The following is a 23,662-nucleotide window of genomic DNA, read 5'->3' as shown; positions in this document are numbered from 1 at the left end:
CCAGTCCGACTAGACCGGGCGACAGCAGCCATGGCTAAAAAATACCCAGCTCTGTATACTCGCGCGCCTTTTTCATGCGCGGTTTTCGAGGTTCAAAGTCGATGAGCAAAACGCCAACAGTCGGGTTCGTCAGCCTGGGTTGCCCCAAGGCCACGGTCGACTCTGAACGCATCCTCACCCAGCTGCGCATGGAGGGTTACCAGATCGTACCGTCCTACGACGACGCCGACGTGGTAGTGGTCAACACCTGCGGCTTCATTGACAGCGCCAAGGCCGAGTCGCTGGATGCCATCGGTGAAGCCATCGCCGAGAACGGCAAGGTGATCGTCACCGGCTGCATGGGTGTCGCCGAGGACAATATTCGTAGCGTCCACCCCAGTGTCCTAGCCGTCACCGGTCCGCAGCAGTACGAACAGGTCGTCAACGCCGTTCACCAAGTCGTGCCACCGAACATCGATCACGATCCCTTCGTGGATCTGGTCCCGCCACAAGGCATCAAGCTGACCCCGCGCCATTACGCCTATCTGAAGATTTCCGAAGGCTGCAACCATACCTGCAGCTTCTGCATCATCCCGTCCATGCGCGGCAAGCTGGTCAGCCGCCCGGTGGGCGATGTACTGAGCGAAGCCGAGCGGTTGGTCAAAGCCGGCGTGAAAGAGATCCTGGTGATATCCCAGGACACCAGTGCCTACGGCGTCGACGTCAAGTACAAGACCGATTTCTGGAATGGCCAGCCGATCAAGACACGCATGCTGGAGCTGTGTCAGGCCCTGTCGAGCATGGGCGTGTGGGTGCGCCTGCACTACGTCTACCCGTACCCGAACGTCGATGACGTAATCCCGCTGATGGCTGCCGGCAAGATCCTGCCGTACCTGGACATCCCCTTTCAGCACGCCAGCCCGAAAGTGCTCAAGGCCATGAAGCGTCCAGCCTTCGAAGACAAGACCCTGGCGCGCATCAAGAAGTGGCGCGAGACATGCCCGGAACTGACCATCCGCTCGACCTTCATCGTGGGCTTTCCTGGCGAGACCGAGGAAGACTTTCAGTACCTGCTCGACTGGCTGACCGAAGCTCAGCTCGACCGCGTGGGCTGCTTCCAGTATTCGCCTGTCGAGGGTGCCCCTGCTGAAGCCATGGACCTCGAACCGGTACCGGACGACGTTAAACAGGACCGCTGGGACCGTTTCATGGCCCATCAACAAGCCATCAGCGCGGCGCACCTAGAGCGCAAGATCGGCCAGGAGCTGGACGTGCTCATTGACGAGGTGGACGAAGACGGCGCCATTGGTCGCTCATGGGCCGATGCTCCCGAGATCGACGGCATGGTCTACGTCGACAGCGAGCGCCCGTTGCACGCTGGCGAAAAGGTCCGCGTGCGTGTCACCCACGCTGATGAATACGACCTCTGGGCCGAAGTGATCTGATCAACCTCAACCGAACGCGTTAAGCCCCGTACCCACGGGGCTTTTTTCTGCCCAGCGAAGCAGCCTCGGCCATTGCACTAGGGCGGCTCACCCAACATTCGATTCAAGACTTGCCTTACCAGATTCAGCTAACCGTTCAGCCAACAAAAAAGCACACATAACGCAACAGGAGCGCTACATGAAATCCATTCTCTCCACTGCCGCAGTTGCCAGCGGCATGATGCTCGCAGGCCAGGCTATCGCCGCACCGATGCTCTGGCAGGACAACAGCCTGACGTATCTGTACGGGAACGACTTCAAGGTCGACCCCGATACCCAGCACACCCTGACCTTCGAACATGCCAGCGGCTGGACCTACGGCGACGTATTCCTGTTCGTTGACTACAAATGGAACGAAAGCCAGGACGACAGCGAAGCCGCACGTACCTATTACGGCGAGTTCAGCCCGCGCCTGTCGCTCGGCAAAACCAGCGGAATCGATTTCTCGTACGGTCCGATCAAGGATGTACTGGTCGCCTTCACCTACGAGCGCGGCGAGGATGAGGTGCAGAACTACCTGCTCGGCCCAGCCGTCGACCTGACGGTCCCGGGCTTCGACCGCTTGGCCATCAACACCTATTACCGCAAGCCCGATGGCATTCGTGAAAAGGCGTCCGGCCAGTGGCAGATCACCCCGACCTGGGCCATCACCATTCCGGTCGGCAACTCGGACATTCTCTTCGATGGCTTTATCGACTGGGTCGTGAATGACGCGGGTAACAAGGGTTCCGCCGACTACCAGTCGAAGAACCTGCATATCAACCCGCAGGTGAAGTACGACCTCGGCAAGGCCGTGTACCAGCAGGCCGGCCAGCTCTATGTCGGTATCGAATACGACTACTGGTCCGACAAGTACGGTATTGAAAGCACGAGCGCATTCGACACCGATCAGAGCGCCTGGAACGCCATCGTGAAGGTACATTTCTAACCTGCACGGCCGCTCGCTACTGCGGGCGGCCACCTTTCCCGAGCCAGCGTAGGCTAGCATTCAACAAGCGCATCGGACCTGATGCCGCCGACACAGGAACGGGATCTATGACCACCTTCGACGCTACGCTGACCCCGGCGTCTACCGCTGGCAAACGCACCGGCCAGATTAGACAGAAGAACGAAGAGCTGATCCTGTCTGCAGCCGCAGAGGAATTCGCCCGTCACGGCTACAAAGGCACCAGCATGAACGCCATTGCCATGCGCGCCGGACTGCCAAAAGCCAACCTGCACTACTACTTCACCAACAAGCTCGGCCTGTATGTCGAGGTGATGCGACATATTCTCGAGCTCTGGGACAACGCCTTCGATCACCTCACCGTCGAGGATGATCCGGCCGTTGCGCTGGCCGGCTACATCCGCACCAAGATGGCCTTTTCGCGTAAGCAACCGCAGGCCTCGAAGATCTTCGCCATGGAGATAATCAGTGGTTGCGAGTGTCTTTCGTCGCACTTCAACGAGGACTATCGCGAGTGGTTTCGCGGTCGCGCCGCGGTGCTGCAGGCCTGGATCGACGCCGGCAAGATGGACCCGATCGACCCCATGCATTTGATCTTCCTGATCTGGAGCAGCACCCAGCACTACGCCGACTTCTCGGATCAGATCCGACGCATCACCGGCCAACGTCGCGTCACCAAGGATGATTTCGAGCGGGGCACCGAGACGCTCATTCAAGTCATCCTCAAAGGATGCGGTCTGAACCCGCCACGCTAATCCGCACCGTTCTGCCCGAGCGGTCATCCATGTGTCCTGACGCCTGCGCATCCTTCGCCCGCGAGTCATGCGCCCGCCGTCTCAATGTCGCCTCCTTGTGCTGTGGACCAGCCCTATCGATTGGCAGTCGACGTCAGCCAGCGCAAGCTCGAGGCAGTCGACCAACTGTTGGAGGCCGAAGCCGCGGCACTGCACGACCATCTGGTAATCCGTACCTGGCCAGAATCAGGCAAGCCCTCGGCAGGATCGACCTAACGCCAGTCGCGCGTTCTGCCTAGCATCGAAATCACGGCGCATGGGCGTCGACTCGAATGACCTAGCGGAGGCTCCACCTATGTCGAACATCACCGGGAAAATCATCCTCATCACCGGCGCCAGCAGCGGTATCGGCGAGGCCACGGCACGCTTGCTGGCCGCAAAAGGCGCAACGGTCGTGCTCGGCGCACGTCGCCTGGAACGTCTGGAAAGCCTTGCCGCCAGCATCACAGAATCAGGAGGTGTCGCAGCTTGCCGCACGCTGGACGTCACCCGTCGCGAAGATACCCAGGCCTTCATCGATTTCGCCGAACAGCGCTTCGGCCGCGTCGACGTACTCATCAACAACGCCGGTGTGATGCCGCTGTCGCGCCTCGATGCCCTGAAAGTCGACGAGTGGGACCGGATGATCGATGTGAACATCCGTGGCGTGTTACATGGCATCGCCGCCGCGCTACCGCTGATGCAGCGCCAGCGCTCTGGCCAGTTCATCAACATCGCCTCCATCGGCGCGTACGCCGTCAGCCCCACCGCCGCGGTCTACTGCGCCACCAAGTTCGCAGTTCGCGCCATTTCCGAAGGGCTGCGCCAGGAGGTCGGCGGCGACGTTCGCGTCACGGTGGTTTCGCCTGGCGTCACCGAATCGGAACTGGCCGAGAGCATCTCCGATGAGGCTGCGCGGGTGGCCATGAACGATTTCCGTCGCATCGCCATTCCAGCCGAAGCCATTGCACGCGCCATCGCCTATGCCGTCGAACAGCCCGCTGATGTGGATGTGAGCGAGCTGGTAGTCCGTCCGACTGCAAGCCCCTACTAGCGGCACCAGTGTTGCGCTGCATACCGGCCGCCCGCCTTGGCTTGCTGTGCACGCGGGTGTCGCTGGGACAGCCATGGAAGGCCGGTCGTAAACCTCGATGAACAAGCGCGGGGCACGCGCTCTGCCCCGCTCACAGCTATCACGATGGGCCAAGACCCAGCTGTCGCAGCACCGCCTTTTCAACTTCCAGAATGACCAGGACCGCCACGCCCGCTACTACCACCCACATACCGGTAGACAGCGATAGCGCCTCGGAGGCGAACAGCGATTGCATGAACGGCGCGTAGGTGAACAGCAGCTGCAGGGCGAACACCCCAAATACCGCCACCAGCACCCGCGGCGTGCCCTTCACGCCTTCGACCGTAAACGAAGGCGCCTTCAGGTAGCGCACGCTGAACAGGTAGAACACCTCCATGCAGACCAGCGTGTTGACCGCCACGGTTCGCGCTGCCTCAACCGTTGCACCTTGACCGCGCATCCACTCAAACATACCGAAAATGCCCGCCAGGAACAGCGCAGAGACGAAGAAGATCCGCCAGATAACGAATCGCGACAGCATCGGCTCGCCCTGCCGCCGCGGCGAACGCTGCATGACATCCGCCTCGGTGGGCTCGAACGCCAAGACCATCGCCAGCGCCACCGAGCTGACCATATTCACCCACAGCACCTGCACCGGCGTGATCGGCAAGGCGATACCGAGCAGCACAGCCAGCAGCAACGACAACGACTCGCCGCCATTGATGGGCAGAAGGAAAGTCACCGTCTTGCGCAGGTTGTCATAAACGGTGCGGCCTTCTTCCACGGCATGCGCGATCGAGGCAAAGTTATCGTCCGCCAGCACGATGGCACCGGCCTGCTTGGCCGCCTCGGTGCCCTTCATCCCCATGGCTACGCCCACATCCGCCTGCTTCAACGCCGGCGCGTCGTTGACGCCATCGCCGGTCATCGCGACCACTTCGCCATTGGCCTGTAGCGCCCGCACCAGCCGCAGCTTGTGCTCCGGGCTGGCGCGCGCGAACACGCGGGCTTCGGCGACTGCCTGACGCATCGCCGTTTCGTCCATCCGTTCCAGCTCAGGTCCGGTGATGGCCTTGATGTCATCCCCCATGCCGAGCTGTCTGGCAATGGCACTGGCAGTGACGCCGTGGTCACCGGTAATCATCACCACCCGGATGCCGGCAGCGCGGCACTCCGCAACGGCGCGTATCGCCTCCTCGCGCGGCGGATCGATGATGGCGACCAGCCCGAGCAGGGTGAGCCCGTTGGCCACATCGGCATGCTCGAGCATGTCCTTGCCGGCGGGCAGTTGCCGACGAGCAAGCGCTAGAACGCGGCGGCCGGCTTGCGCCTGCACCTCGACCTTCGCATGCCACAGGTCCGGCTCCAGGAGCCGCTCTTCGCCATCGGCCATCATCTGCTTGGCGCACATGGCCAGAATGCGCTCCGGCGCGCCCTTGATCAGCACCTCGCTGCCGCTATCAGTTGCGTGCAGCGTCGCCATGAAACGGTGCTCGGACTCGAAGGGGATCACATCCAGCCGAGGATGATCGACATGCAGATTAGTCGGTGACAACCCAGCTTTCATTGCCAGGGTCAGCAGTGCGCCCTCGGTGGGATCGCCGGCCAGCGTCCACACCTGATCCTTCTCGTGCAGGCTGGCGTCGTTGCACAACGCTGCCACGTGCATCAATTCATTGACCGCAGGCGATCGGGCCAGAAATGCAGCCGGCTCGATGGGCACAGTATCGACCCGCAGCGCGCCATGCGGTGCATAGCCGGCACCTTCGACCTCCAACGATTGGCCGGCGCAGATCACCTCCTGCACGGTCATTTCGTTACGTGTGAGGGTGCCGGTCTTGTCGGAGCAGATCACCGTCACCGAACCCAGCGTTTCGACTGCGGGCAGCCGCCGGATCACGGCGTTACGGGTCGCCATCCGCTGCACACCAATGGCCAGGGTGATGGTCATGATCGCCGGCAGCCCTTCAGGAATTGCCGCCACTGCGAGCCCTACCGCCGCAATGAACATTTCGCCGGCGCCCATGCCGCGTACCAGCGTGCCGAACAGGAAGAGCACGGCGCTGGTAGCGAGAATCACCATCGTCAGGATGCGGCCGAACGCCTCCATCTTGCGCAGCAGCGGCGTGGTGCCCTGCTCGACCGACTCCAGCATGCGACCGATGCGACCGATTTCTGTGGCCGCGCCCGTGGCGACGACCACGGCGCGGGCCTGCCCCTGGGTCACCAGCGTGCCGGCGTAACCCATGCAGAGACGATCCCCAATGGGCGCGTCATCGGCCACGGCCTCGACTTGCTTGTCCACCGGGACAGATTCACCGGTGAGCGCCGACTCGTCGATACACAGGTTGCGCGCCTGCAGCAGCCGCACGTCTGCCGGCAGGCTGTCGCCGGATGCCAGCAGCACCACGTCACCGGGGACCAGTTCAGCCGCATCGATATCCTGCTGATGTCCGTCGCGAAGTACCACCGCATGGGGCGCCAAAAGGTGGCGGATGGCCTGCAACGCTTTCTCCGCCTTGCCTTCCTGGACGAACCCGATAGCGACGTTAAGCACTACCACCACCAGGATCACGAAAGTATCGACCCAGTGCCCCATCAAACCGGTGACCAGCGCGGCAGCAATCAATACATAGAGCAGCACGTTGTTCAGATGGCGCAGCAGCCGTTGCAAGACGCTCGCGGGCGATGCTTCATCGAGACGGTTCGGCCCGTAGCTGGCGAGCCGATCCTTCACCTGATCGGGAGTCAGGCCTGCGGGCGACGCTTCAAGCTCACGCAATGCCTCATCAACCTGACAGGCGTGCCAGCAGTTCGCTCGGGTTTGCTGTTCGGGCATGGGATCCCCCTTGGTCTTGATTCGCTTGTGCCCAATGCGGCAACGCAGTGGTCTCATGAGAGCCGCATACAGACCAACATAGCTATCGCGGGGACACGCGTTGCAACACAGAGGCAGCGGTTGAATGTCGCAGCAGCACCGCGCAGCCTGTCGCTACGCCAAGCTATGCTTGGCCACTACTCTCAGGTGCGAGGATCTCTCATGAACAAAACGGTACTCATCATCGGCGCATCGCGCGGCCTCGGGCTAGGCCTCGCCAAGCAATTTTCCAGCGAAGGCTGGCAAGTCATTGCCACCGTACGCACCCCGCAGCAGGCCGACGCGCTCAGCCAGATTCCACGAGTGAGCGTGGAAACACTCGACATGAACGATGCGGCAAGCGTCGATGCGCTGGCCAGGCGGTTAGAGGGCACACAGCTGGATGTGCTGTTCGTCAACGCTGGCGTTGCCGGGCCGCAGGGCAAGCCGGCCAACCTGGCAACTGAAACGGAAGTCGGCCATCTGTTCTATACCAACGCCGTTGCGCCGTTGCGCCTGGCCGAACGGCTGCTGCCGCTGGTCAATACCAAACAAGGCGTGGTGGTGTTCATGAGCTCGATCCTCGGCAGCGTCGAGACCGGTCCAGGAATGGGCATGTCGCTCTACGGTGCGAGCAAGGCCGCGCTCAATCACATGACCCGCACTTTCGTGGCGGAGTTGGGCGAGACCGGAGTGACCGTGCTGTCGATGCATCCCGGTTGGGTAAAGACCGACATGGGCGGCGAGCAGGCGCCGCTGGAAGTCGAAACCAGTGCACGCGGCATGGTCGAGCAGGTTACCAAGGCACTGGGCACTGGCGGCCATCGGTACCTGGATTATCAGGGCGATCTGCTGCCCTGGTGATCCTGGCGCCGCTTCAACCACTTCACGAAGCATGAAGGCGCGCGCTGCGTACCGAAGCTGCGCAACGAAGTCTGGGGCGGCCTAATTACTCGGCCGCCTGCAAAACCACCCAATATCCGTCAGCCTCGCTGTGGTGCCTTGCGCACAGGGGAGCCCTTGGCGACGTAGTAGGCTGCGGTACTGCGTGGCAATGGCTGCCGCCCACGAATCCGGTCGGCAATTTTCTCGGCGATCATGATGGTGGTCGCATTGAGGTTGCCGGTGATGATCTGCGGCATGATCGACGCATCCACCACACGCAGGCCTTCCACGCCGTGGACACGACCCTGACCATCGACCACCGCCATCTCGTCCGTGCCCATCTTGCAGGAGCAGGATGGGTGATAGGCCGTCTCGGCATGCTCACGGACGAAAGCGTCCAGATCCGCATCACTCTGGGCCTCCACCCCCGGGCTCAGTTCCTTGCCACGGAAAGGATCGAGAGCCGGCTGGTTGATGATCTCGCGCGTCAGGCGGATGCCATCGCGAAACTCCTGCCAGTCCTGCTCGTGGGCCATATAGTTGAAGAGGATGCTCGGATCGACTTTCGGGTCGGTCGAACGAATCTGTATCCGTCCCCGACTCGGTGAGCGCATCGAGCCCACATGGGCCTGAAAGCTATGGCCGTCGTAAGCATTACTGCCGTTGTAGCTGACCGCAACGGGCAGGAAGTGGAACTGGATATTCGGCCAATCGAACTCATCGCGACTGCGAATGAAGCCGCCCGCCTCGAACTGATTGCTGGCGCCGATGCCGGAGCCGGCGAACAGCCACTGAGCGCCGATTGCCGGCTGATTCCACCATTTCAAAGCGGGATACAGCGAAACCGGTTGCTTGCATTCGTACTGCAGGTACATCTCGAGATGGTCTTGCAGGTTTTGGCCGACGCCAGGCAAGTCATGAACCACCTCGATACCGAGCCCCTTGAGCAGCGACGCCGGGCCAACCCCTGAGCGCTGCAGCACCTGAGGCGAGGCAATGGCACCGCCGCAGAGCAGCACCTCGCGGCGCGCTCGTGCAGTGGTCGCCTGCTCACGGCCGCGCAGATATTTCACGCCGACAGCGCGCTTGTTTTCGAACAGCACGCGGTCCGTCACGGCGTGAGTGACGATGGTCAGGTTCGGGCGATCCTTGGCCTGATCCAGGTAGCCACGCGCCGTGCTGGCGCGACGACCATTGGGCGTGACGGTGCGGTCCATCGGGCCGAAGCCTTCCTGCTGGTAGCCGTTCAGATCCTCGGTTTTGGGATAGCCGGCTTGTACGCCTGCCTCCACCATGGCGTGGAACAGGACATTGTTGCCGGGCTTGGGCGTGGTCACGCTGACCGGCCCATCGCCACCGTGATAGTCGTTGGGACCGATGTCGCGGGTTTCGGCCTTACGGAAATATGGCAGGCAATCCAAGTAGGACCAGTCCTCGAGACCGGGCATGGTCGCCCAGTTGTCGTAGTCCAACGCGTTGCCCCGGATGTAGCACATACCGTTGATCAGCGATGATCCGCCCAGACCCTTGCCGCGGCCACAGTCCATGCGGCGGTTGTTCATGTGGGGTTCTGGATCGGTCTTGTAAGCCCAGTTATAGCGCGTGCCTTGCAGCGGGTAGGCCAGTGCCGCCGGCATCTGAGTGCGGAAATCGAGGCGATAGTCAGGACCGCCGGCTTCCAGCAGCAGGACACTGACATCCGCGTCCTCGGTCAGGCGTGCAGCCAGGGTATTACCCGCAGAGCCGGCACCGATGATGATGTAGTCGTATTCCATGAATCCTCCTGTCGCGTTGGCGAGCGCTGTCCTGCGCTCGTCTCAGCCTGCTCGCTTAGAAAACCGACGCGAACTCGCCCAGCTCTACCTGTACGGACTTCAACCGCGTGTAATGCGCCAGCGACGAGATACCATTTTCGCGGCCAATTCCGGACTGCTTGTAGCCGCCGACGGGCATCTGCGCGGCAGATTCACCCCAGGTATTGATCCAGCAGATCCCGGCTTCCATCTGATGAATGATGCGGTGGGCGCGCGCCAGATCACGGGTGACAACACCGGCGGCCAGACCGTAGTCGCTGTCGTTGGCGCGGCGCACTGCCTCGTCCTCATCGTCGTAGGCCAGCAGACTGAGCACCGGACCGAAAATCTCTTCACGGGCGATGATCATGTCGTCGGTGCAGTCACTGAAGATGGTCGGCTCGATGTAGGCGCCACGGCCGAAATCGCCACCGGTGGCGCGCTCACCGCCGCAGAGCAGACGCGCGCCCTGCGCCTTGCCCTTGGCGATATAACCGAGCACGTTCTGCATGTGGGCGAAGCTGACCATGGGGCCGAATGTGGTCTGCTCGTCTTGCGGGTCGCCCATGCGGATGCGTTTGACCCGCTCGAGCAGCTTCGCCTCGAACTCACCCAACAAAGTGCGCGGCACGAAAACGCGGGTGCCGTTGGTGCAGACCTGACCGGAGCTGAAGAAATTGGCCATCACAGCGATATCGGCGGCGCGATCCAGATCGGCGTCGTCGCAGACGATCAACGGCGACTTGCCGCCCAGCTCCATGGTCACGTCCTTGAGCGATGAGCTGGCCGCACTGGCCATGACTTTTTTGCCCGTTGTCACACCACCCGTAAAGGACACCTTGGCGATGCGCGGATGCTCGGTGAGCAAGGCGCCGATTTCGGCACCCGTGCCGGTCAGCACATTGAACACGCCTGCGGGCAGCCCGGCTTCGGTGAAGATTTCGGCGAGCTTCAGCGCGCTCAAGGAAGTTACTTCGCTCGGCTTGAAGATCATCGCGTTGCCCGCGGCCAGAGCGGGTGCGGCTTTCCACAATGCGATCTGGATCGGATAGTTCCAGGCGCCGATCCCGGCCACCACACCCAACGGCTCACGGCGGGTATAGACGAAGCTGGTGTCGCGCAGCGGGATCTGTTCGCCTTCGATGGCCGGCGCCAGGCCTGCGTAGTACTCGAGCACGTCAGCACCGGTGACAATATCGACGCTACGGGTCTCCATCAGCGGTTTGCCGGTATCGAGAGTTTCCAGCAGCGCCAGCTCATCGTTACGCTCACGCAGGATGTCGACCGCCTTGCGCAGCACACGCGAGCGCTCCATGCCGGTCAGTGCGGCCCAGATCTTCTGGCCTTTCTCTGCGCTGACAACTGCTCGTTCCAGGTCGGCACTCGACGCCTGAGCCACTTCGGCAAGTACTTCGCCGTTGGCCGGGTTGATGCTCTCGAAGACCTGTCCACCGCTGGCCTCAATGTGGCTGCCATCGATATAGAGTTGTTGCCGTGGATAACGGGCCATGATTTACCTCTTCGAATGTCTGGGTGGCAACGGCCGGATAAGCCGCCGCCACGTTTCAGGTGCCACGACGAACCTGTAGGTTCGCCGTGATCGCAGTCAGGTGGCGCTTGCGGTGCCTGGTTCGGATGAGCCGTCCGCCAGGCTGCCTTTCTCGCGCTGCAGATGCAGAAATTGCATGTGGTGTTCGTAGTGATCGAGGATGTCTTCGATCAGCTGACGCTTCGAGTAGCCCATCAGGTCGTAGCCCAGGCTGCCCTGACGCAGGTGCACCTCAAGCCGGTAATAGTGCGCACTGCTGCTGGAGGTGCGTACCGCAAACGACGGCATGGAGCTGCGCACTGGCCAGATCTGATAGGTGAAGTCCATTTCACTGCCCAGATTCACGTTGAAAATCAGGTGCTCGTTGCCCGCCTCGCCTTCGATGATTTCCACCGGCACGCCTTTCTCTCCGAGCGCCTTCTGGATCTCTTCCATGGCTGGCCGGCATGTCTCTTTGAGGTAGCGGCGAATCTGCGACAGGCTCGGGAAGCTCATCGCGCGCGACAGCCGCTGGCTCCAGTTCATGTGGGCATGTTCAAGCGTTGCGCGGCCGGAAAGCTGCCCAGAAAGGCTCTTCTGATAACTGTCCGCCATCACCCCTTCGACGTGCAACGCCTTGAACAGACCGACCATCATGAACAACAGCACGATGGAGAACGGCAGCCCCATGATCACCACGGTGCCCTGCAGCGCACTCAGCCCGCCGGCAATCAGCAGCGCCAGGGTCAGCACGCCAATGATCCCGGCCCAGAGCACACGCATCCAGACCGGCGCATCGCTATTGGCGTCCTTGAGAATCGACGTGAAATTGGATAGCACCAGCGAGCCCGAGTCGCCCGAAGTCACGAAGAACACAATGGCCAGAATAGTGGCGACCGCCGTTGTCAGGCCTGCCCAAGGCAAGCTCTGCAGAAACAGATAGATCGAGGAGCCAGGATTGCTGACTGCCTGCGCGCCGAACTCAACGGCACCGTTCATGACCATGTCGATGGCACTGTTACCCATGATCGACATCCACGCCATCATGAAGGCCAGCGGCAGCAGCAGCGTACCAATCACGAACTCACGGATGGTGCGGCCTCGCGAGATGCGCGCCAGGAACAGTCCGACGAAGGGGCCCCACGCGATCCACCAGGCCCAGAAGAAGACTGTCCAGGCATTCAGCCAATCGGTGGGCTGGTCATAAGCGTAGGTATCGAACGACAGGCTGATGAAATTGGAAAAGTAGTCGCCAATGTTCATCACCAACGCGTTGAGCAGGAAGGTGGTCTTGCCGGCGAACAACACGAACAGCAGCAGCAATACCGCGAGCAGCATGTTGAATTCGGAGAGCCGACGGATGCCCCGCTCCACCCCGGTCGCCGCCGATATCGCGGAGAACACCACGATCAACACGACCAGCACCGACTGAGTCAGCGTGCTTTCAGGCACGCCGAAAATGTAGTTGAGGCCGAAGTTGAGCTGAATGATGCCAATGCCCAGACTCGTGGCGATGCCGAACACCGTACCCAGCACCGCCGCCGTGTCCACGGTATGCCCGATGGGCCCGTAGATGCCTTTGCCGAAGATCGGGTACAGCGACGAGCGGATCGAAAGGGGAAGCCCTTGGCGAAAGCTGAAGTAGGCTAGCGACATGCCCACCAAAGTGTAAACACCCCAGCCAGACAGCCCCCAATGCAAGAAAGTCAGCTCCATGGCATGCCGCGCCGCCTGCGCGGTGCCGCCTACGCCTACCGGCGGTTCCAGGTACTGGGTAATCGGTTCGGCGATACAGAAAAACAGCAAGTCAATGCCGATACCGGCGGAGAACAGCATCGCCGCCCAGGTAACGACATTGAATTCCGGTTTCGAATGATCAGGGCCTAGCCTGATTTTGCCGTAGCGCGTGGTTGCAATGACAATCACGAACAGTAGGTACACCAGTACGGCTAGAAAGTAGAACCAGCCAAAGGTGTTTGAAATCCAGCCCAGGACGGTATTGATGACCGTCAGGGATGGCTCCGTGAAAAACATCGTCCAGATCGCAAACAGTACGATGGCAACCGCCGAACTGTAGAAAACGACCGGGTTGATGCGATCCCGTGTTGAGTCGGTGTGGTCGGGTGAGAGCTCAGCCTCGTTCATCAGTTCTATCTCCGGAACTTGTTCTGGCTTTTAGGACATCGCGATGCGACGAAATGCGGCGGTCACGTTTCGCGACTGCCAAAGCGGCTGCACTGCTGCTGCCTGTATGCGGGGCTACGTCAGGGGCGACGTGCCAAAAACCGCCGTATAGCTCTGGCGAGCACGGCGCTGGAAAGGGGTGAAGCGTAGAGCCGTAAAACAAACCTAGCCTATGTTCGAAAAAGGGCGCGCATCCTACACGAATTTTCCAAACGCCGCACCTCTCGGCCGCCTCCGCGCGAGTGAAGTTCGATTCATAAAGAACGCATCCGCGCGGGCTAGCACCGCTGATCGGAGCTAGCAGCCGGGGCGCATGGCGCGACCCGCTACCGCAACGAGTAAGATGGCAGCCCCGCGCCTGGATGGTCAGCATGTCCTACTCCGTCTCCCCAATCGGCTTTGTCCACTCCTGCTTCAAAGAGAAGTTCGCGATTCCGCGCCAGCCGCAGCTGGCACCCGCTGCTCGCGGCGTGCTGGAGCTGGTCGCACCGTTCGACCAGCCCCACGCGCTGGAGGGATTGGAACAGGTGAGCCATGTCTGGCTACTGTTTCTTTTTCATCAAGCGCTGGAGGCCGAACCCCGGCTACGGGTGCGCCCGCCACGCCTGGGCGGCAATCGGATGGTTGGCGTTTTCGCCACACGTGCGACACACCGACCCAACGGCATCGGGCAGTCAGTGGTAAAGCTCGACCGAATCGAGCCAGGACGCCTTCATCTATCAGGGATCGATCTGCTCGACGGGACGCCCGTACTGGACATAAAGCCCTACGTCCCCTACGCCGACGCGATCACAGATGCCCATAATGGCTTGGCCGAGGACGCGCCCAACCTCATCGCCGTGCACTGGACCGAATCCAGCCTGCAGCAAGCGCAGAGCGAAGCGGCAAGGCTGGGCGAACCTCTGCAAGCCCTGATCGAGCAATGCCTGGCGCAAGACCCGAGGCCGGCCTACCAGACCCCAGCTCCGGAACGTCGTTACGGTACCCGTCTCTGGGATGTCGAGGTCCGATGGCACTACCCGAAGCCATCAACCATCACGGTATTGGAAGTGACACGAGCGGCCAGCTAGGCTGAGCTGAACCCGCGCAAGCGGCTCAGGAACGCCCTGCGTAGCGGCTCGAGCAGGTGCTCCTCAGCCCAGCGCACACGACAGGTAACCGTCATGCCCACATTCGTCGGTATCTACATTTACCCCGACGTCGAGGTGCTCGACTTTACCGGGCCCTATGAAGTGTTCAGCACCGCGACGCGTTTGGCGTTGCGTGACGGTCAGCCACCGCCCTTCTCGACCTCGACCATCGCTGCACGCAAGGGCCTGGTTCGCGCCAGGGCCGGACTGGTCGTGCAACCCAACTACAATTTTGCTAACCATCCACCCATCGACCTGCTGATCATTCCGGGTGGCGTGGTTACGAGCGAACTGGAGAACCCCGAGGTGGTGCAGTGGATCGAGAAAACCGCCGCGCAGGCCGGACTCACCGCCTCGGTATGCACCGGCGCATTCCTGCTGGCGAAAGCCAACGTGCTTTACGCACACAAAGTGACCACCCATTGGGAAGACGTCAGAGAGCTGAAATCTATGTTTCCGTTGTTGAAGGTGGTCGAAGGATGTCGCTGGGTGGACACCGGACGCTACGTGACCTCGGCGGGCATCTCCGCCGGTATCGACATGAGCCTGCACTTGGTCGAGCGGATCGCTGGCCACGAGCTGGCACCAGCCACCGCGCGGCAGATGGATTTCGATTGGCATAAGAACAGCTGACCCGCAGCGACGTCAGATCCCGCCTCGTTCACAGGCCACTACACTATTTAGGCGACGGCGTGAGCAACAACCGCTGAGTACCGTAGACCTTGTCCAGGTTCTCGGATTTGAACGGAAAGCTCATGTAACCACCCTTCAACCAGGCCTCGATGCCGTCTGCGTAGTGGGGGCTGGCCGGGTTGCCGGACTGACCCGTACTGTTGAGGCCGATCATGGGCTCGTCACGTCCGAAGTCGACAATGATCCGCATCGCCGGAATCAGCCAGGTATCGAAATTGTCGCCCCAGCGGTAAGCCGACACGTTCAAGGTGCTGTGATCGCCACCGGCCGCGACCGGGCCACGATCCAGATAGCCGCTGATTGCATTGATGCCGGCACGCTGGCTTGTCGACATGTGAGGCGCCAGTTGCGTAGTGCCGGTCTTCCAGGTGTAGGTATGCAGCTGCCCCCACTGCCAAGCACTTCGGTCCGCACCCAGGGCAGTTTCCACACGACTGACCGAGGCGGCAAGCGAACGCGCAAGAATGGCCGGCTTGTCTTCTTTACCCGGCGTGCCGACGTCATCCCAGAAAGGGCTGTCGTCGCGAGCCAGCAGGTGATCGGCTTGCGCCGAATAAGAGGCGTTCGCGGCCTCGACCAGCGCCCTCCATGCAGCGCTGTTATCAGGCCCCAGCTCGTCGAGAAAGGTCTGGCGCGCCGTCTCCATCAGGAAGGTTTCATACAGTGCAGCATCCGCAGAACTGGCGGCGAGCTTGCCATCGAAGCGCAGAAGGGTCGAAAGCGCTTCACGTGCCCGGCGCCGCTCAGGCTCGGCAAGCGTACCGATGGCGGATTTCAGCGGCTCCGCCATGCCCGGCGCCTGCAGCATCGTCTGCAGCTTGGCAGCAAATGTCGTGGTCTGGTCGTACTGCATCGCGATCACGCTGCGTGTGTCCTGCTTGCCTTGACCAAGCAGCTCGGCCATGCGCTCGGCGCGCTCGGGGTAGTACCAGGAATTGGACAGCTGCATGCCGTAGCCCTTGGGCACGGTGCGCTGATTGGCGGTTCCCAGCCAGCCTTGTATCGGATCCTGATCATAGGGGTGAAGCATGGGATCGGCGTAACCATCCCAGTCATAGCGCCCTTCCCAACCGGGCGACGGAAGCAGGCCCAACCCCTCACGCCGGTTCGGATAACGTCCGGTGACCTGCCAGCCGGTACTCTGCTGGTCGGCAAACACGATGTTCAGCGCCATAGCGCGGATGTCACGAGTCGCCTCGAACGCCTGATCGACGGACTGCGCACGGGTCAGGTCAAAAAATGCATCTAGCGTCTGATCAGCCTCGAACTGGTTGGTCTTCAGGGCCAGCCCGTAACCACTGCTCAACTGCAGCGGCTGCAAAGGATGTTTTCGCTCGCCTAGAACGCTGTTCAGCAGCGGCCCGTTGCGTGTCTCGTAGATCGTTTCGCGGATTGGGCGGCCGCCCTTGATAAAGAAGGTTTCATGTCGTTCACGAGCTGGTACCCACTTGCCATCGGCCAGGTAGAGCAACTGGCTGCCCTCGCGCCGCACCTGCTCGAGAAACAGGTCCTGGGTATCGCCCATGACCATGGTCATGCCCCAACCCAGCTTGCCGTTGAACCCGGAGACCACGGCAGGCACGCCGGCAATCGTCACGCCCGCAGCCTGGAATTTCGGCGAGCGAATCTGCACGTAGTTCCAGTACGAAGGCATCGACAGCGGCAGGTGCGTGTCATTTGCCAGGATCGGCTTGCCGCTACGGGTATTGCTACCGGAGATGGCCCAATTATTCGAAGCGGCGACGCCCAGCATGTTCAATGAAGCAACCTGGGTGGCAGCGCTATCGAGCGCTGCAAGCCCCGCAATATCGCCACTCAGCTTCAGCCCTTTGAGCTTCTCGGCCTCCTCGAACGGCAACGCCTCGTCGGGGTAGGTCGGCAGCAACCAGGCGACCTTATCCGCACCGACTTTCTGCGCCATGACCAGCGATGCGATTTCTTCCTGAAGATTGACCGCCAGGCCGAAATTCAACAGACAGAACACCAGCGCTGAATCTTCAGCCTTCCAGTATTCAGGCGTATAGCCGGCGGCGGCCAGGTCCATCGGCAAATTGTTGCGATGGCGGAAGATGTACGCGTTGACGCCTCTGGCATACACCTCGAAGAAGCGCTTCATTCGCGGCGAGCTTTCCTGATACAGCATCGCAGCGCTCTGCCGAAGATTCACAGCACGCATGAAGCGGTCCACCTCAAGCACGCCGGGTCCGGCCATTTCAGCCAAGCGCCCTTGTGCCATGAGTCGCATGCTGACCATTTGGCTCAGGCGGTCGGTGGCGTGTACATAGCCCAACCCGAACAGCGCGTCATGAAAGTTCGCCGTTTCGATCAGCGGCATGCCCAGCGCATTGCGACGGATGCTCACACTTTTGTCCAGACCGGTAATCGCCTGAACGCCGTGAGCAGGCGGCAGGCTGTCGCTGTAGCGACTGTCCAGATAGGCCTGGCAGCCGCTAAGGGCTCCACCTACAAGTGCGGCGCCCAAAAACAGGCGAACCAGAGAAAACGGCAGACGCAGTGGCATCAACGGCTCCTTGCAGGCAGGGCAGTACGGGTATGAAAAGGATGTGATCAGCCGTCGCGCTCAGGCGGCTTGGTGATTCTTTGGCAGTGCTTCGTCGAGCAGCCAGCGGGCGGAGCGGCGCGCCTCGGCCTTGTGCTGCAGTTCGAGCGCGCTGAAGCGGGCTTCATGATGGCGACGCTCGGAGCGATCCAGCGCTTTCCAGGCTTCATGCGTTGGTACCTGCGCGGTCTCCTCGAAGAGTACCTGGAAAACCTGGCAGCGCGGATCCTGGCCTAGCGTGGCGTCGTAGTTGTCCAGCAGTACCTTGATCCGGATCGCGCCTTCGATCAACGGGACCTGCTCGTCGAGCAAGCTACCTGCAAGTACACGCAGATCCGCGGCTAGTGCTGTGTGCTGTTGCGATTGCATATCCGCGAGCTGTTGCTCCCTGCGCCACACCTTGCGCCATAGGTGCAGGGCGTATCCGGCCAGGACGGCAACCAGCAGCAGCGCAGCGATAAGCAACAGTGTGGCGAAGGGCGTCATGCGCGGATCAGGCTCCGTGGCACTTCTTGAACTTCTTTTCGCTACCGCACGGGCAGGGATCGTTCCGACCAACATCCTTCAGCGGATTACGCACCGGATCGTGGCTGTGGTTGCAATGCGGGCCGTGGACATGACCATGATCGTGGTGTGCGTGGCCGTGATCATGATCATGGTTGCAATCGGGACCGTGCACGTGGGCTTCGTGGTTCATCGGTACTGCTACTCCGGGATAAAGTTGCCAGGGATTATCTCGCCATTGGTGGAGATGTGCACGCGCCGCCCGAGCATCAGGCCGGTTTTCAACTCGCCATCCAGACGATAGGCGATGGGCCGGTCCGGCTTCTCAAGTAAACGCACAATGTATTTCATGTGCCGCCAGAGATTGGTATGGATCGGCACCTCGTAATACTCGAAGCCGTTTCCAGGAACGGTTGTCCAGCCGCTGGACTCACCGCTAGCCAGCTCGATATCGTTGAGGTGCACCGTATAGACCAGGCCGCGAACCGGCAGGCTCTGCTCGTTGGGGTTGTCGATGCGAAAGCGCAGCATGAACTGCTGTTCGAGCAGCCTGGCTTTGATGATCTCGACGTTTTTTAGTTGAACGCGGGGATCCCGGAAATCACTGCTGAACCAGGTGGAACAGCCTGCAAGGCCGGCCAGCAGACTCAACAACATCACCGTTCTGGATATTCTTCTTATGGGTGCGTGGCAAAGCATTCCGGTACTCCAAAGGACGGCCAAGTGTAGCAAGCAGCGGATCGCCCGCAATGGTGTTTGGCGAAATTAGCAGCCGCGTGCTACGTCTTTGCGACCGTTCTGGGAGGCGTTCCCGCCCGTCGTGCCTTTACCGCCATCGCGCCACTCGCTTGCCAAGACAATAGGCACGTCCTTACACTCAACCAACCAGCGCGCGTGCCAGCACCGCACGCACCTTGACGATTCCGTCAGCCAGCGCGGCCTCGATTTGCGCCATGGTGATGACCCCGCTCGTCTTGCCCGCGGCCGGATTGACCACCAGAGCCAGACAGGCATATGGAAGCTCCAGCTCACGCGCCAATACTGCTTCAGGCATACCGGTCATCCCGACGATATCGCAACCATCACGCTCCATCCTGGCGATTTCGGCAACCGTTTCCAGCCGCGGCCCTTGAGTGCAGCCATACACGCCGTGGCTGCTGAACAGACAGCGCTCAGCTGCCAGACCGGCAATCAGGCGCTGACGCAAGAGTTCGTCATAGGGGTAACTGAAATCGACGTGGGTGACATGCTCGATGTCACCCTCGAAGAATGTGTGCTCGCGGCCAAAGGTGTAATCGATGAGCTGATGCGGCACACATAGATGGCCGGCACCCATGGCCGGATGAATGCCACCAACGGCGTTCACTGCGATGACCGACTCTGCGCCAGCGCGCTTCAATGCCCACAAGTTGGCGCGATAGTTCACCTGATGCGGCGGAACCCGGTGAGGATACCCGTGACGCGCGAGGAACAGCACTTCGTGACCGGCATAGTAGCCGCGCAGAATATCGGCCGACGGCGGCCCGTACGGCGTCTGCATGGAAACCGCCTCATGCAGGGACAGCCCAGGCAGCTCGGTAAGCCCGGTCCCGCCGATAATGGCATGGACAGTCATCTATGTTCCTTTGGTCAAACGATCAATTCGGCTGTTTTGAGCGCAGCGATGGAGGCGCGCCAACGCGGGTCCTGCTTGTACATCGAAGAGTCTGACGCGCGGCTGCGCATCCGGCCCAAAGCCGGTGACGGCCGCGCTCCGAGACGCTGCAGGGCAGACAATGCCAGCTCGGCGGCCGCTCGATCGTTGCACACCAGTCCCATGTCGCAACCCGCTGACAGCGCCGCCTCGATGCGGCTCGCAGCATCACCTGCCACATGCGCACCGGCCATCGACAGGTCATCACTGAAGATCACTCCGCGGAAACCCAGCTCCTTGCGCAGGATGCCCTGTAACCAGCGCTGGGAAAAACCGGCCGGCTTGTCATCCACCTGCGGATAGATCACATGCGCCGGCATTACGGCGTCAAGCTGGTTCGCCAGCCTGTAGAAAGGAACAAGATCCTGATTACGAAGCTCATCCAGCCCGCGTTCGTCGACCGGTATCGCCACATGGGAATCTGCTTCTGCCCAGCCATGGCCGGGAAAGTGTTTGCCGGTGGTTGCCATTCCGGCGCCATGCATACCCTTGATGAAGGCGCCTGCCAACTCACTGGCGCGTTGCGGGTCGCCCTCGAATGCACGTGTGCCCACCACTGCACTGCGCTGATGATCGAGGTCCAGCACTGGCGCAAAGCTGAAATCCAACCCGACAGCAAGCACCTCGGTCGCCATGATCCAACCGCATACTTCTGCCAGTTCCTGCGCGTTGGCATGCGAGGCGAAATCGCGCATCGCTGGCAGTCGAACGAAATCACGCCGCAGCCGCTGGACGCGCCCGCCCTCTTGATCGACTGCTAGCAAAAGATCAGGCCGCACCGCCCGAATGGAGCGGCAAAGCGCCTCAACCTGACGCGGATTTTCGATATTGCGGGCAAACAAAATCAGCCCACCTACTTCCGGCTGGCGTAATAGCTGGCGATCCTCGGCGGTCAGCCAGGTACCCGCTACGTCCAGCATCAAAGAGCCTTGCATGTCAGTCGGCGAATCCTTGAATAAGTGTTGCGCTCGACCAGTCCGGACATGCTGCTTCGCCGATATGCACGGCACAACCAGCGGGCACACGAGGGAAAAGCTCGAGCAGATCGGCATTGCGCATCCTGATGCAGCCATGAGAGCGCGGTATGCCCATAGGCTCAGAGTCCGGCGTGCCATGCATATATATATAGCGACGGAAGGTATCCACCGACCCCATCCGGTTATAGCCAGCCTCACAGCCGCTAAGCCATAGAATTCGGGTCAGAATCCAGTCACGGCCAGGATACTGGTCATGTAGGTCAGCATTCCATACCTCACCGGTCCAGCGTCGTCCACGCAACACCGCGCCCAAAGGCAGGCCCTCACCAATACGCGCACGCACCCGGTGGCGACCTCGCGGCGTACAACCAGAGCCATTACGCTCGCCTACGCCATTAAGCGCAGTCGACACTGGCAACCGGAGCCGCAGGCGGGAACCGGTAAAACCGTACAGCATCTGGTCAGCGATCGAAACGTGGAGGAAATCGAGGTCAGTCATGGGCGGCTAGCTTAGCTGATCGCGCTCTGAGGATGCACCCTAACCCTTGGTCGGCATCGCCAGCGCGTTACGCCGGGCAATCGGATGTGCCTGAACAAGTCCAGGATCAGCCACACCTGAATCGGCCCGCATTCCCGCAGCAAGGAACGGCACCATCATGCGCATGACCTGTTCGATTGAAGTCCTGGCGCCAAAATCGTTCTCGGCGATCGCCCGAAGAGCCTTGATCCCCGACATGCTGAACGCGGCTGCGCCGAGCATGAAATGCACCCGCCAGAACAATTCAATTGGTGGGATTGATGGAGCGGCCTCGTGGACTCGATGCATATAGCGGCGGAATACCTTGCCGTACATGTCCTCAAGATAACGACGCAGGTGACCCTGGCTCTGACTGAACGAAAGCCCGAGCAGGCGCATGAAAATGGACAGGTCATCGCCACTGCGTGGCGTTACTGCCAGGGCCTGCTCAACCAGAATCTCAAGCAGCTCCTCGAGACTTTCCTTCCTGTCGGATTGCGCTTCGCGTCTGTCGAGCTCACGCTCGAGGCTCACGCAGAATGGACCCAGAAAACGCGAAAAAACAGCCTGAATAAGCGCTTTTTTTGAGCCGAAGTGATAATTCACGGCGGCCAGGTTGACGCCCGCTTTGCTGGTGATCAGACGCAGCGACGTCTCGGCGAACCCCTTCTCAGCGAATAGCTGCTCCGCCGCGTCCAGAATACGCTCGACTGTTTCGGACTGCGCCATGCCCTCTCTCCCGACAAACATCTGTTTGAAACTTACGTTTCAACCTACCCCAAGTCAACCGACATAACGCCAAATAACTCTGGCAACGGGTTCAAAGCGTGATCAGAGATAGCCTGCGTCTACTTCAAACAACGATTGCCAAGCAATCGGCACTGTATATAATCCCAGTCACTGTATAAAAGAACAGAGACCCATTCGATGATCAAACTGACCCCTCGCCAGTCGGAAATTCTCGCGTTCATCAAGCGCTGCCTTGAAGACAACGGCTACCCGCCGACCCGTGCCGAGATTGCTCAGGAACTGGGTTTCAAATCACCCAACGCGGCGGAGGAACACCTCAAGGCTTTGGCTCGCAAAGGAGCCATCGAGATGACGCCCGGCGCTTCTCGCGGGATACGTATTCCGGGTTTCGAGCCTGCTGCAGAGGACAACGGTTTACCGGTAATTGGCCGGGTTGCTGCCGGTGCGCCAATTCTGGCGCAGCAACATGTCGAAGAATCTTGCCAGATCAATCCTTCATTTTTCCAGCCGAAGGCCGATTATCTACTGCGCGTGCACGGCATGAGCATGAAGGATATCGGCATATTTGATGGGGACTTGCTAGCGGTCCATACCACGCGCGAAGCGCGTAATGGACAGGTAGTCGTGGCTCGCATCGATGACGAAGTAACCGTTAAGCGTTTCAAACGTGAAGGCAGCAGGGTCTGGCTGCTCGCTGAAAATCCCGAGTTTGCGCCTATTGAAATTGATCTCGAACAGCAAGAGTTGGTTATCGAAGGTTTGAGCGTCGGCGTCATACGCCGCTAAGGAGAGGTTCATGCAGTACCATCCGCACCCCACCGCAGGCAAACCCCCGCAGCTTCCCTTGTTCGATGGGTTAATCGCGCATCGCCTGACACCGTTCGGCGAGGTACCTCAAGCTCCACATCCCGCCGACGACTGCCTGAGCGAAATGACGCTGACCGGTAGCGGGGATCACTGCCGCCAGCTGCTCGCCCCCATACTGCGCGATCTCAGTGAGGCAGCAGATACGCGCTGGCTCACCGTGATTGCTCCACCTGCGTCGATTTCACAAAGTTGGCTGCGAGAAACCGGACTGAATCGTGACCGTATCCTGTTGCTCCAAGCTCGTGAAAGTCAGACTGCCCTTGAACTGGGATGCAAGGCATTGGTATCAGGCTGCAGCCACACGGTCATTACCTGGTTCCCACGACTCGATAAGGCGAGCCGACTGAAGCTTCGTGTAGCGGCCGCTCAGGGTAATGCACAAAGTTTGAATATACGTCTGGGTAGCTGATACGCCCCAGCCACTCGGCATAAGGATGTGCCGAAACCCGCCAGGTGCCGCAAAGGCAACC

The 23,662-nt window shown here is 60.7% G+C and carries 22 protein-coding genes; 10 read left to right on the top strand and 12 right to left on the bottom strand.

Annotated features, from left to right (window positions below; all coding sequences use genetic code 11):
* Positions 1 to 101 precede the first annotated feature (101 nt).
* The 5 genes from rimO to BUE09_RS14295 all read left to right on the top strand — a co-directional run bounded on the left by rimO (position 102) and on the right by BUE09_RS14295 (position 4,236).
* Entirely contained in the window at positions 102 to 1,424 is a 1,323-nt protein-coding gene (gene rimO / locus BUE09_RS14310; protein WP_073301641.1) for a 30S ribosomal protein S12 methylthiotransferase RimO, read from the top strand.
* 178 nt (positions 1,425 to 1,602) lie between these two features.
* The gene (locus BUE09_RS14305) at positions 1,603 to 2,391 is read left to right on the top strand and encodes an outer membrane protein OmpK (protein ID WP_073301639.1); all 789 of its coding nucleotides are present in this window, start codon (positions 1,603 to 1,605) and stop codon (positions 2,389 to 2,391) included.
* A 107-nt stretch (positions 2,392 to 2,498) separates the two neighbouring features.
* On the top strand, positions 2,499 to 3,164 hold the full coding sequence (locus BUE09_RS14300) for a TetR/AcrR family transcriptional regulator (RefSeq protein ID WP_073301637.1): 666 nt from the start codon (positions 2,499 to 2,501) through the stop codon (positions 3,162 to 3,164).
* Between the two features lie 84 nt (positions 3,165 to 3,248).
* Entirely contained in the window at positions 3,249 to 3,419 is a 171-nt protein-coding gene (locus BUE09_RS20285) for a hypothetical protein (RefSeq protein ID WP_156889452.1), read from the top strand.
* Positions 3,420 to 3,498: 79 nt separating this feature from the next.
* Positions 3,499 to 4,236: an SDR family oxidoreductase gene (locus BUE09_RS14295; RefSeq protein ID WP_073301635.1), complete on the top strand. Its 738-nt coding sequence runs from the start codon at positions 3,499 to 3,501 to the stop codon at positions 4,234 to 4,236.
* Between the two features lie 139 nt (positions 4,237 to 4,375).
* On the opposite strand, the gene BUE09_RS14290 is transcribed toward BUE09_RS14295, so the two are convergent.
* Positions 4,376 to 7,093, bottom strand: coding sequence for a cation-transporting P-type ATPase (locus tag BUE09_RS14290; protein WP_073301633.1), 2,718 nt, complete (start codon positions 7,091 to 7,093; stop codon positions 4,376 to 4,378).
* 201 nt (positions 7,094 to 7,294) lie between these two features.
* Here BUE09_RS14290 and BUE09_RS14285 point away from each other — a divergent pair, with 201 nt between their 5' ends.
* Positions 7,295 to 7,975, top strand: a complete 681-nt coding sequence (locus BUE09_RS14285) for an SDR family oxidoreductase (RefSeq protein ID WP_073301632.1) — start codon at positions 7,295 to 7,297, stop codon at positions 7,973 to 7,975.
* A 119-nt stretch (positions 7,976 to 8,094) separates the two neighbouring features.
* On the opposite strand, the gene betA is transcribed toward BUE09_RS14285, so the two are convergent.
* From betA to betT, 3 genes are all read right to left on the bottom strand, one after another.
* Entirely contained in the window at positions 8,095 to 9,771 is a 1,677-nt protein-coding gene (betA, locus tag BUE09_RS14280; RefSeq protein ID WP_073301630.1) for a choline dehydrogenase, read from the bottom strand.
* A 55-nt stretch (positions 9,772 to 9,826) separates the two neighbouring features.
* Positions 9,827 to 11,299 (bottom strand): betaine-aldehyde dehydrogenase, encoded by a 1,473-nt coding sequence (betB, locus tag BUE09_RS14275; RefSeq protein WP_073301628.1) that lies wholly within the window; start codon positions 11,297 to 11,299, stop codon positions 9,827 to 9,829.
* Between the two features lie 96 nt (positions 11,300 to 11,395).
* Positions 11,396 to 13,462, bottom strand: a complete 2,067-nt coding sequence (gene betT / locus BUE09_RS14270) for a choline BCCT transporter BetT (RefSeq protein ID WP_073301626.1) — start codon at positions 13,460 to 13,462, stop codon at positions 11,396 to 11,398.
* A gap of 410 nt (positions 13,463 to 13,872) precedes the next feature.
* Between betT and tsaA the strand changes: the two genes are divergently transcribed.
* Both tsaA and BUE09_RS14260 read left to right on the top strand, forming a co-directional pair.
* Positions 13,873 to 14,571 (top strand): tRNA (N6-threonylcarbamoyladenosine(37)-N6)-methyltransferase TrmO, encoded by a 699-nt coding sequence (gene tsaA / locus BUE09_RS14265; protein ID WP_073302015.1) that lies wholly within the window; start codon positions 13,873 to 13,875, stop codon positions 14,569 to 14,571.
* Positions 14,572 to 14,664: 93 nt separating this feature from the next.
* On the top strand, positions 14,665 to 15,264 hold the full coding sequence (locus BUE09_RS14260; RefSeq protein ID WP_073301624.1) for a DJ-1/PfpI family protein: 600 nt from the start codon (positions 14,665 to 14,667) through the stop codon (positions 15,262 to 15,264).
* Between the two features lie 43 nt (positions 15,265 to 15,307).
* Here the strand turns inward: BUE09_RS14260 and BUE09_RS14255 are convergent, their stop codons facing one another.
* From BUE09_RS14255 to BUE09_RS14220, 8 genes are all read right to left on the bottom strand, one after another.
* Positions 15,308 to 17,845 carry a penicillin acylase family protein gene (locus BUE09_RS14255; RefSeq protein ID WP_073301622.1) on the bottom strand — a complete coding sequence of 846 codons (2,538 nt, stop codon included), beginning with the start codon at positions 17,843 to 17,845 and terminating at the stop codon, positions 15,308 to 15,310.
* Positions 17,846 to 17,905: 60 nt separating this feature from the next.
* The gene (locus BUE09_RS14250; RefSeq protein WP_073301620.1) at positions 17,906 to 18,370 is read right to left on the bottom strand and encodes a DUF2489 domain-containing protein; all 465 of its coding nucleotides are present in this window, start codon (positions 18,368 to 18,370) and stop codon (positions 17,906 to 17,908) included.
* Positions 18,371 to 18,377: 7 nt separating this feature from the next.
* A complete protein-coding gene (locus tag BUE09_RS14245) occupies positions 18,378 to 18,581 on the bottom strand; it encodes an SEC-C metal-binding domain-containing protein (protein WP_073301617.1) in 204 nt (67 codons plus the stop codon).
* An 8-nt stretch (positions 18,582 to 18,589) separates the two neighbouring features.
* Positions 18,590 to 19,087 (bottom strand): LEA/WHy family protein, encoded by a 498-nt coding sequence (locus BUE09_RS14240; protein WP_073301615.1) that lies wholly within the window; start codon positions 19,085 to 19,087, stop codon positions 18,590 to 18,592.
* A gap of 178 nt (positions 19,088 to 19,265) precedes the next feature.
* Positions 19,266 to 20,003 (bottom strand): S-methyl-5'-thioinosine phosphorylase, encoded by a 738-nt coding sequence (locus BUE09_RS14235; RefSeq protein ID WP_073301613.1) that lies wholly within the window; start codon positions 20,001 to 20,003, stop codon positions 19,266 to 19,268.
* 14 nt (positions 20,004 to 20,017) lie between these two features.
* Complete coding sequence (gene nagZ / locus BUE09_RS14230) at positions 20,018 to 21,016, bottom strand: beta-N-acetylhexosaminidase (protein WP_073301611.1); 999 nt, start codon at positions 21,014 to 21,016, stop codon at positions 20,018 to 20,020.
* A 1-nt stretch (position 21,017) separates the two neighbouring features.
* Positions 21,018 to 21,557: a L,D-transpeptidase gene (locus BUE09_RS14225; RefSeq protein WP_073301609.1), complete on the bottom strand. Its 540-nt coding sequence runs from the start codon at positions 21,555 to 21,557 to the stop codon at positions 21,018 to 21,020.
* Positions 21,558 to 21,596: 39 nt separating this feature from the next.
* On the bottom strand, positions 21,597 to 22,304 hold the full coding sequence (locus tag BUE09_RS14220; protein WP_073301607.1) for a TetR/AcrR family transcriptional regulator: 708 nt from the start codon (positions 22,302 to 22,304) through the stop codon (positions 21,597 to 21,599).
* 198 nt (positions 22,305 to 22,502) lie between these two features.
* Between BUE09_RS14220 and lexA the strand changes: the two genes are divergently transcribed.
* Positions 22,503 to 23,111 carry a transcriptional repressor LexA gene (gene lexA, locus BUE09_RS14215; protein ID WP_073301604.1) on the top strand — a complete coding sequence of 203 codons (609 nt, stop codon included), beginning with the start codon at positions 22,503 to 22,505 and terminating at the stop codon, positions 23,109 to 23,111.
* 10 nt (positions 23,112 to 23,121) lie between these two features.
* A complete protein-coding gene (sulA, locus tag BUE09_RS14210) occupies positions 23,122 to 23,601 on the top strand; it encodes an SOS-induced cell division inhibitor SulA (protein ID WP_073301602.1) in 480 nt (159 codons plus the stop codon).
* Positions 23,602 to 23,662 lie beyond the last annotated feature (61 nt).

Origin of the sequence: Stutzerimonas xanthomarina DSM 18231 (assembly GCF_900129835.1) — a bacterium.
Classification (GTDB): domain Bacteria; phylum Pseudomonadota; class Gammaproteobacteria; order Pseudomonadales; family Pseudomonadaceae; genus Stutzerimonas; species Stutzerimonas xanthomarina.
This window is presented reverse-complemented; position numbering and strand designations above follow the sequence as displayed.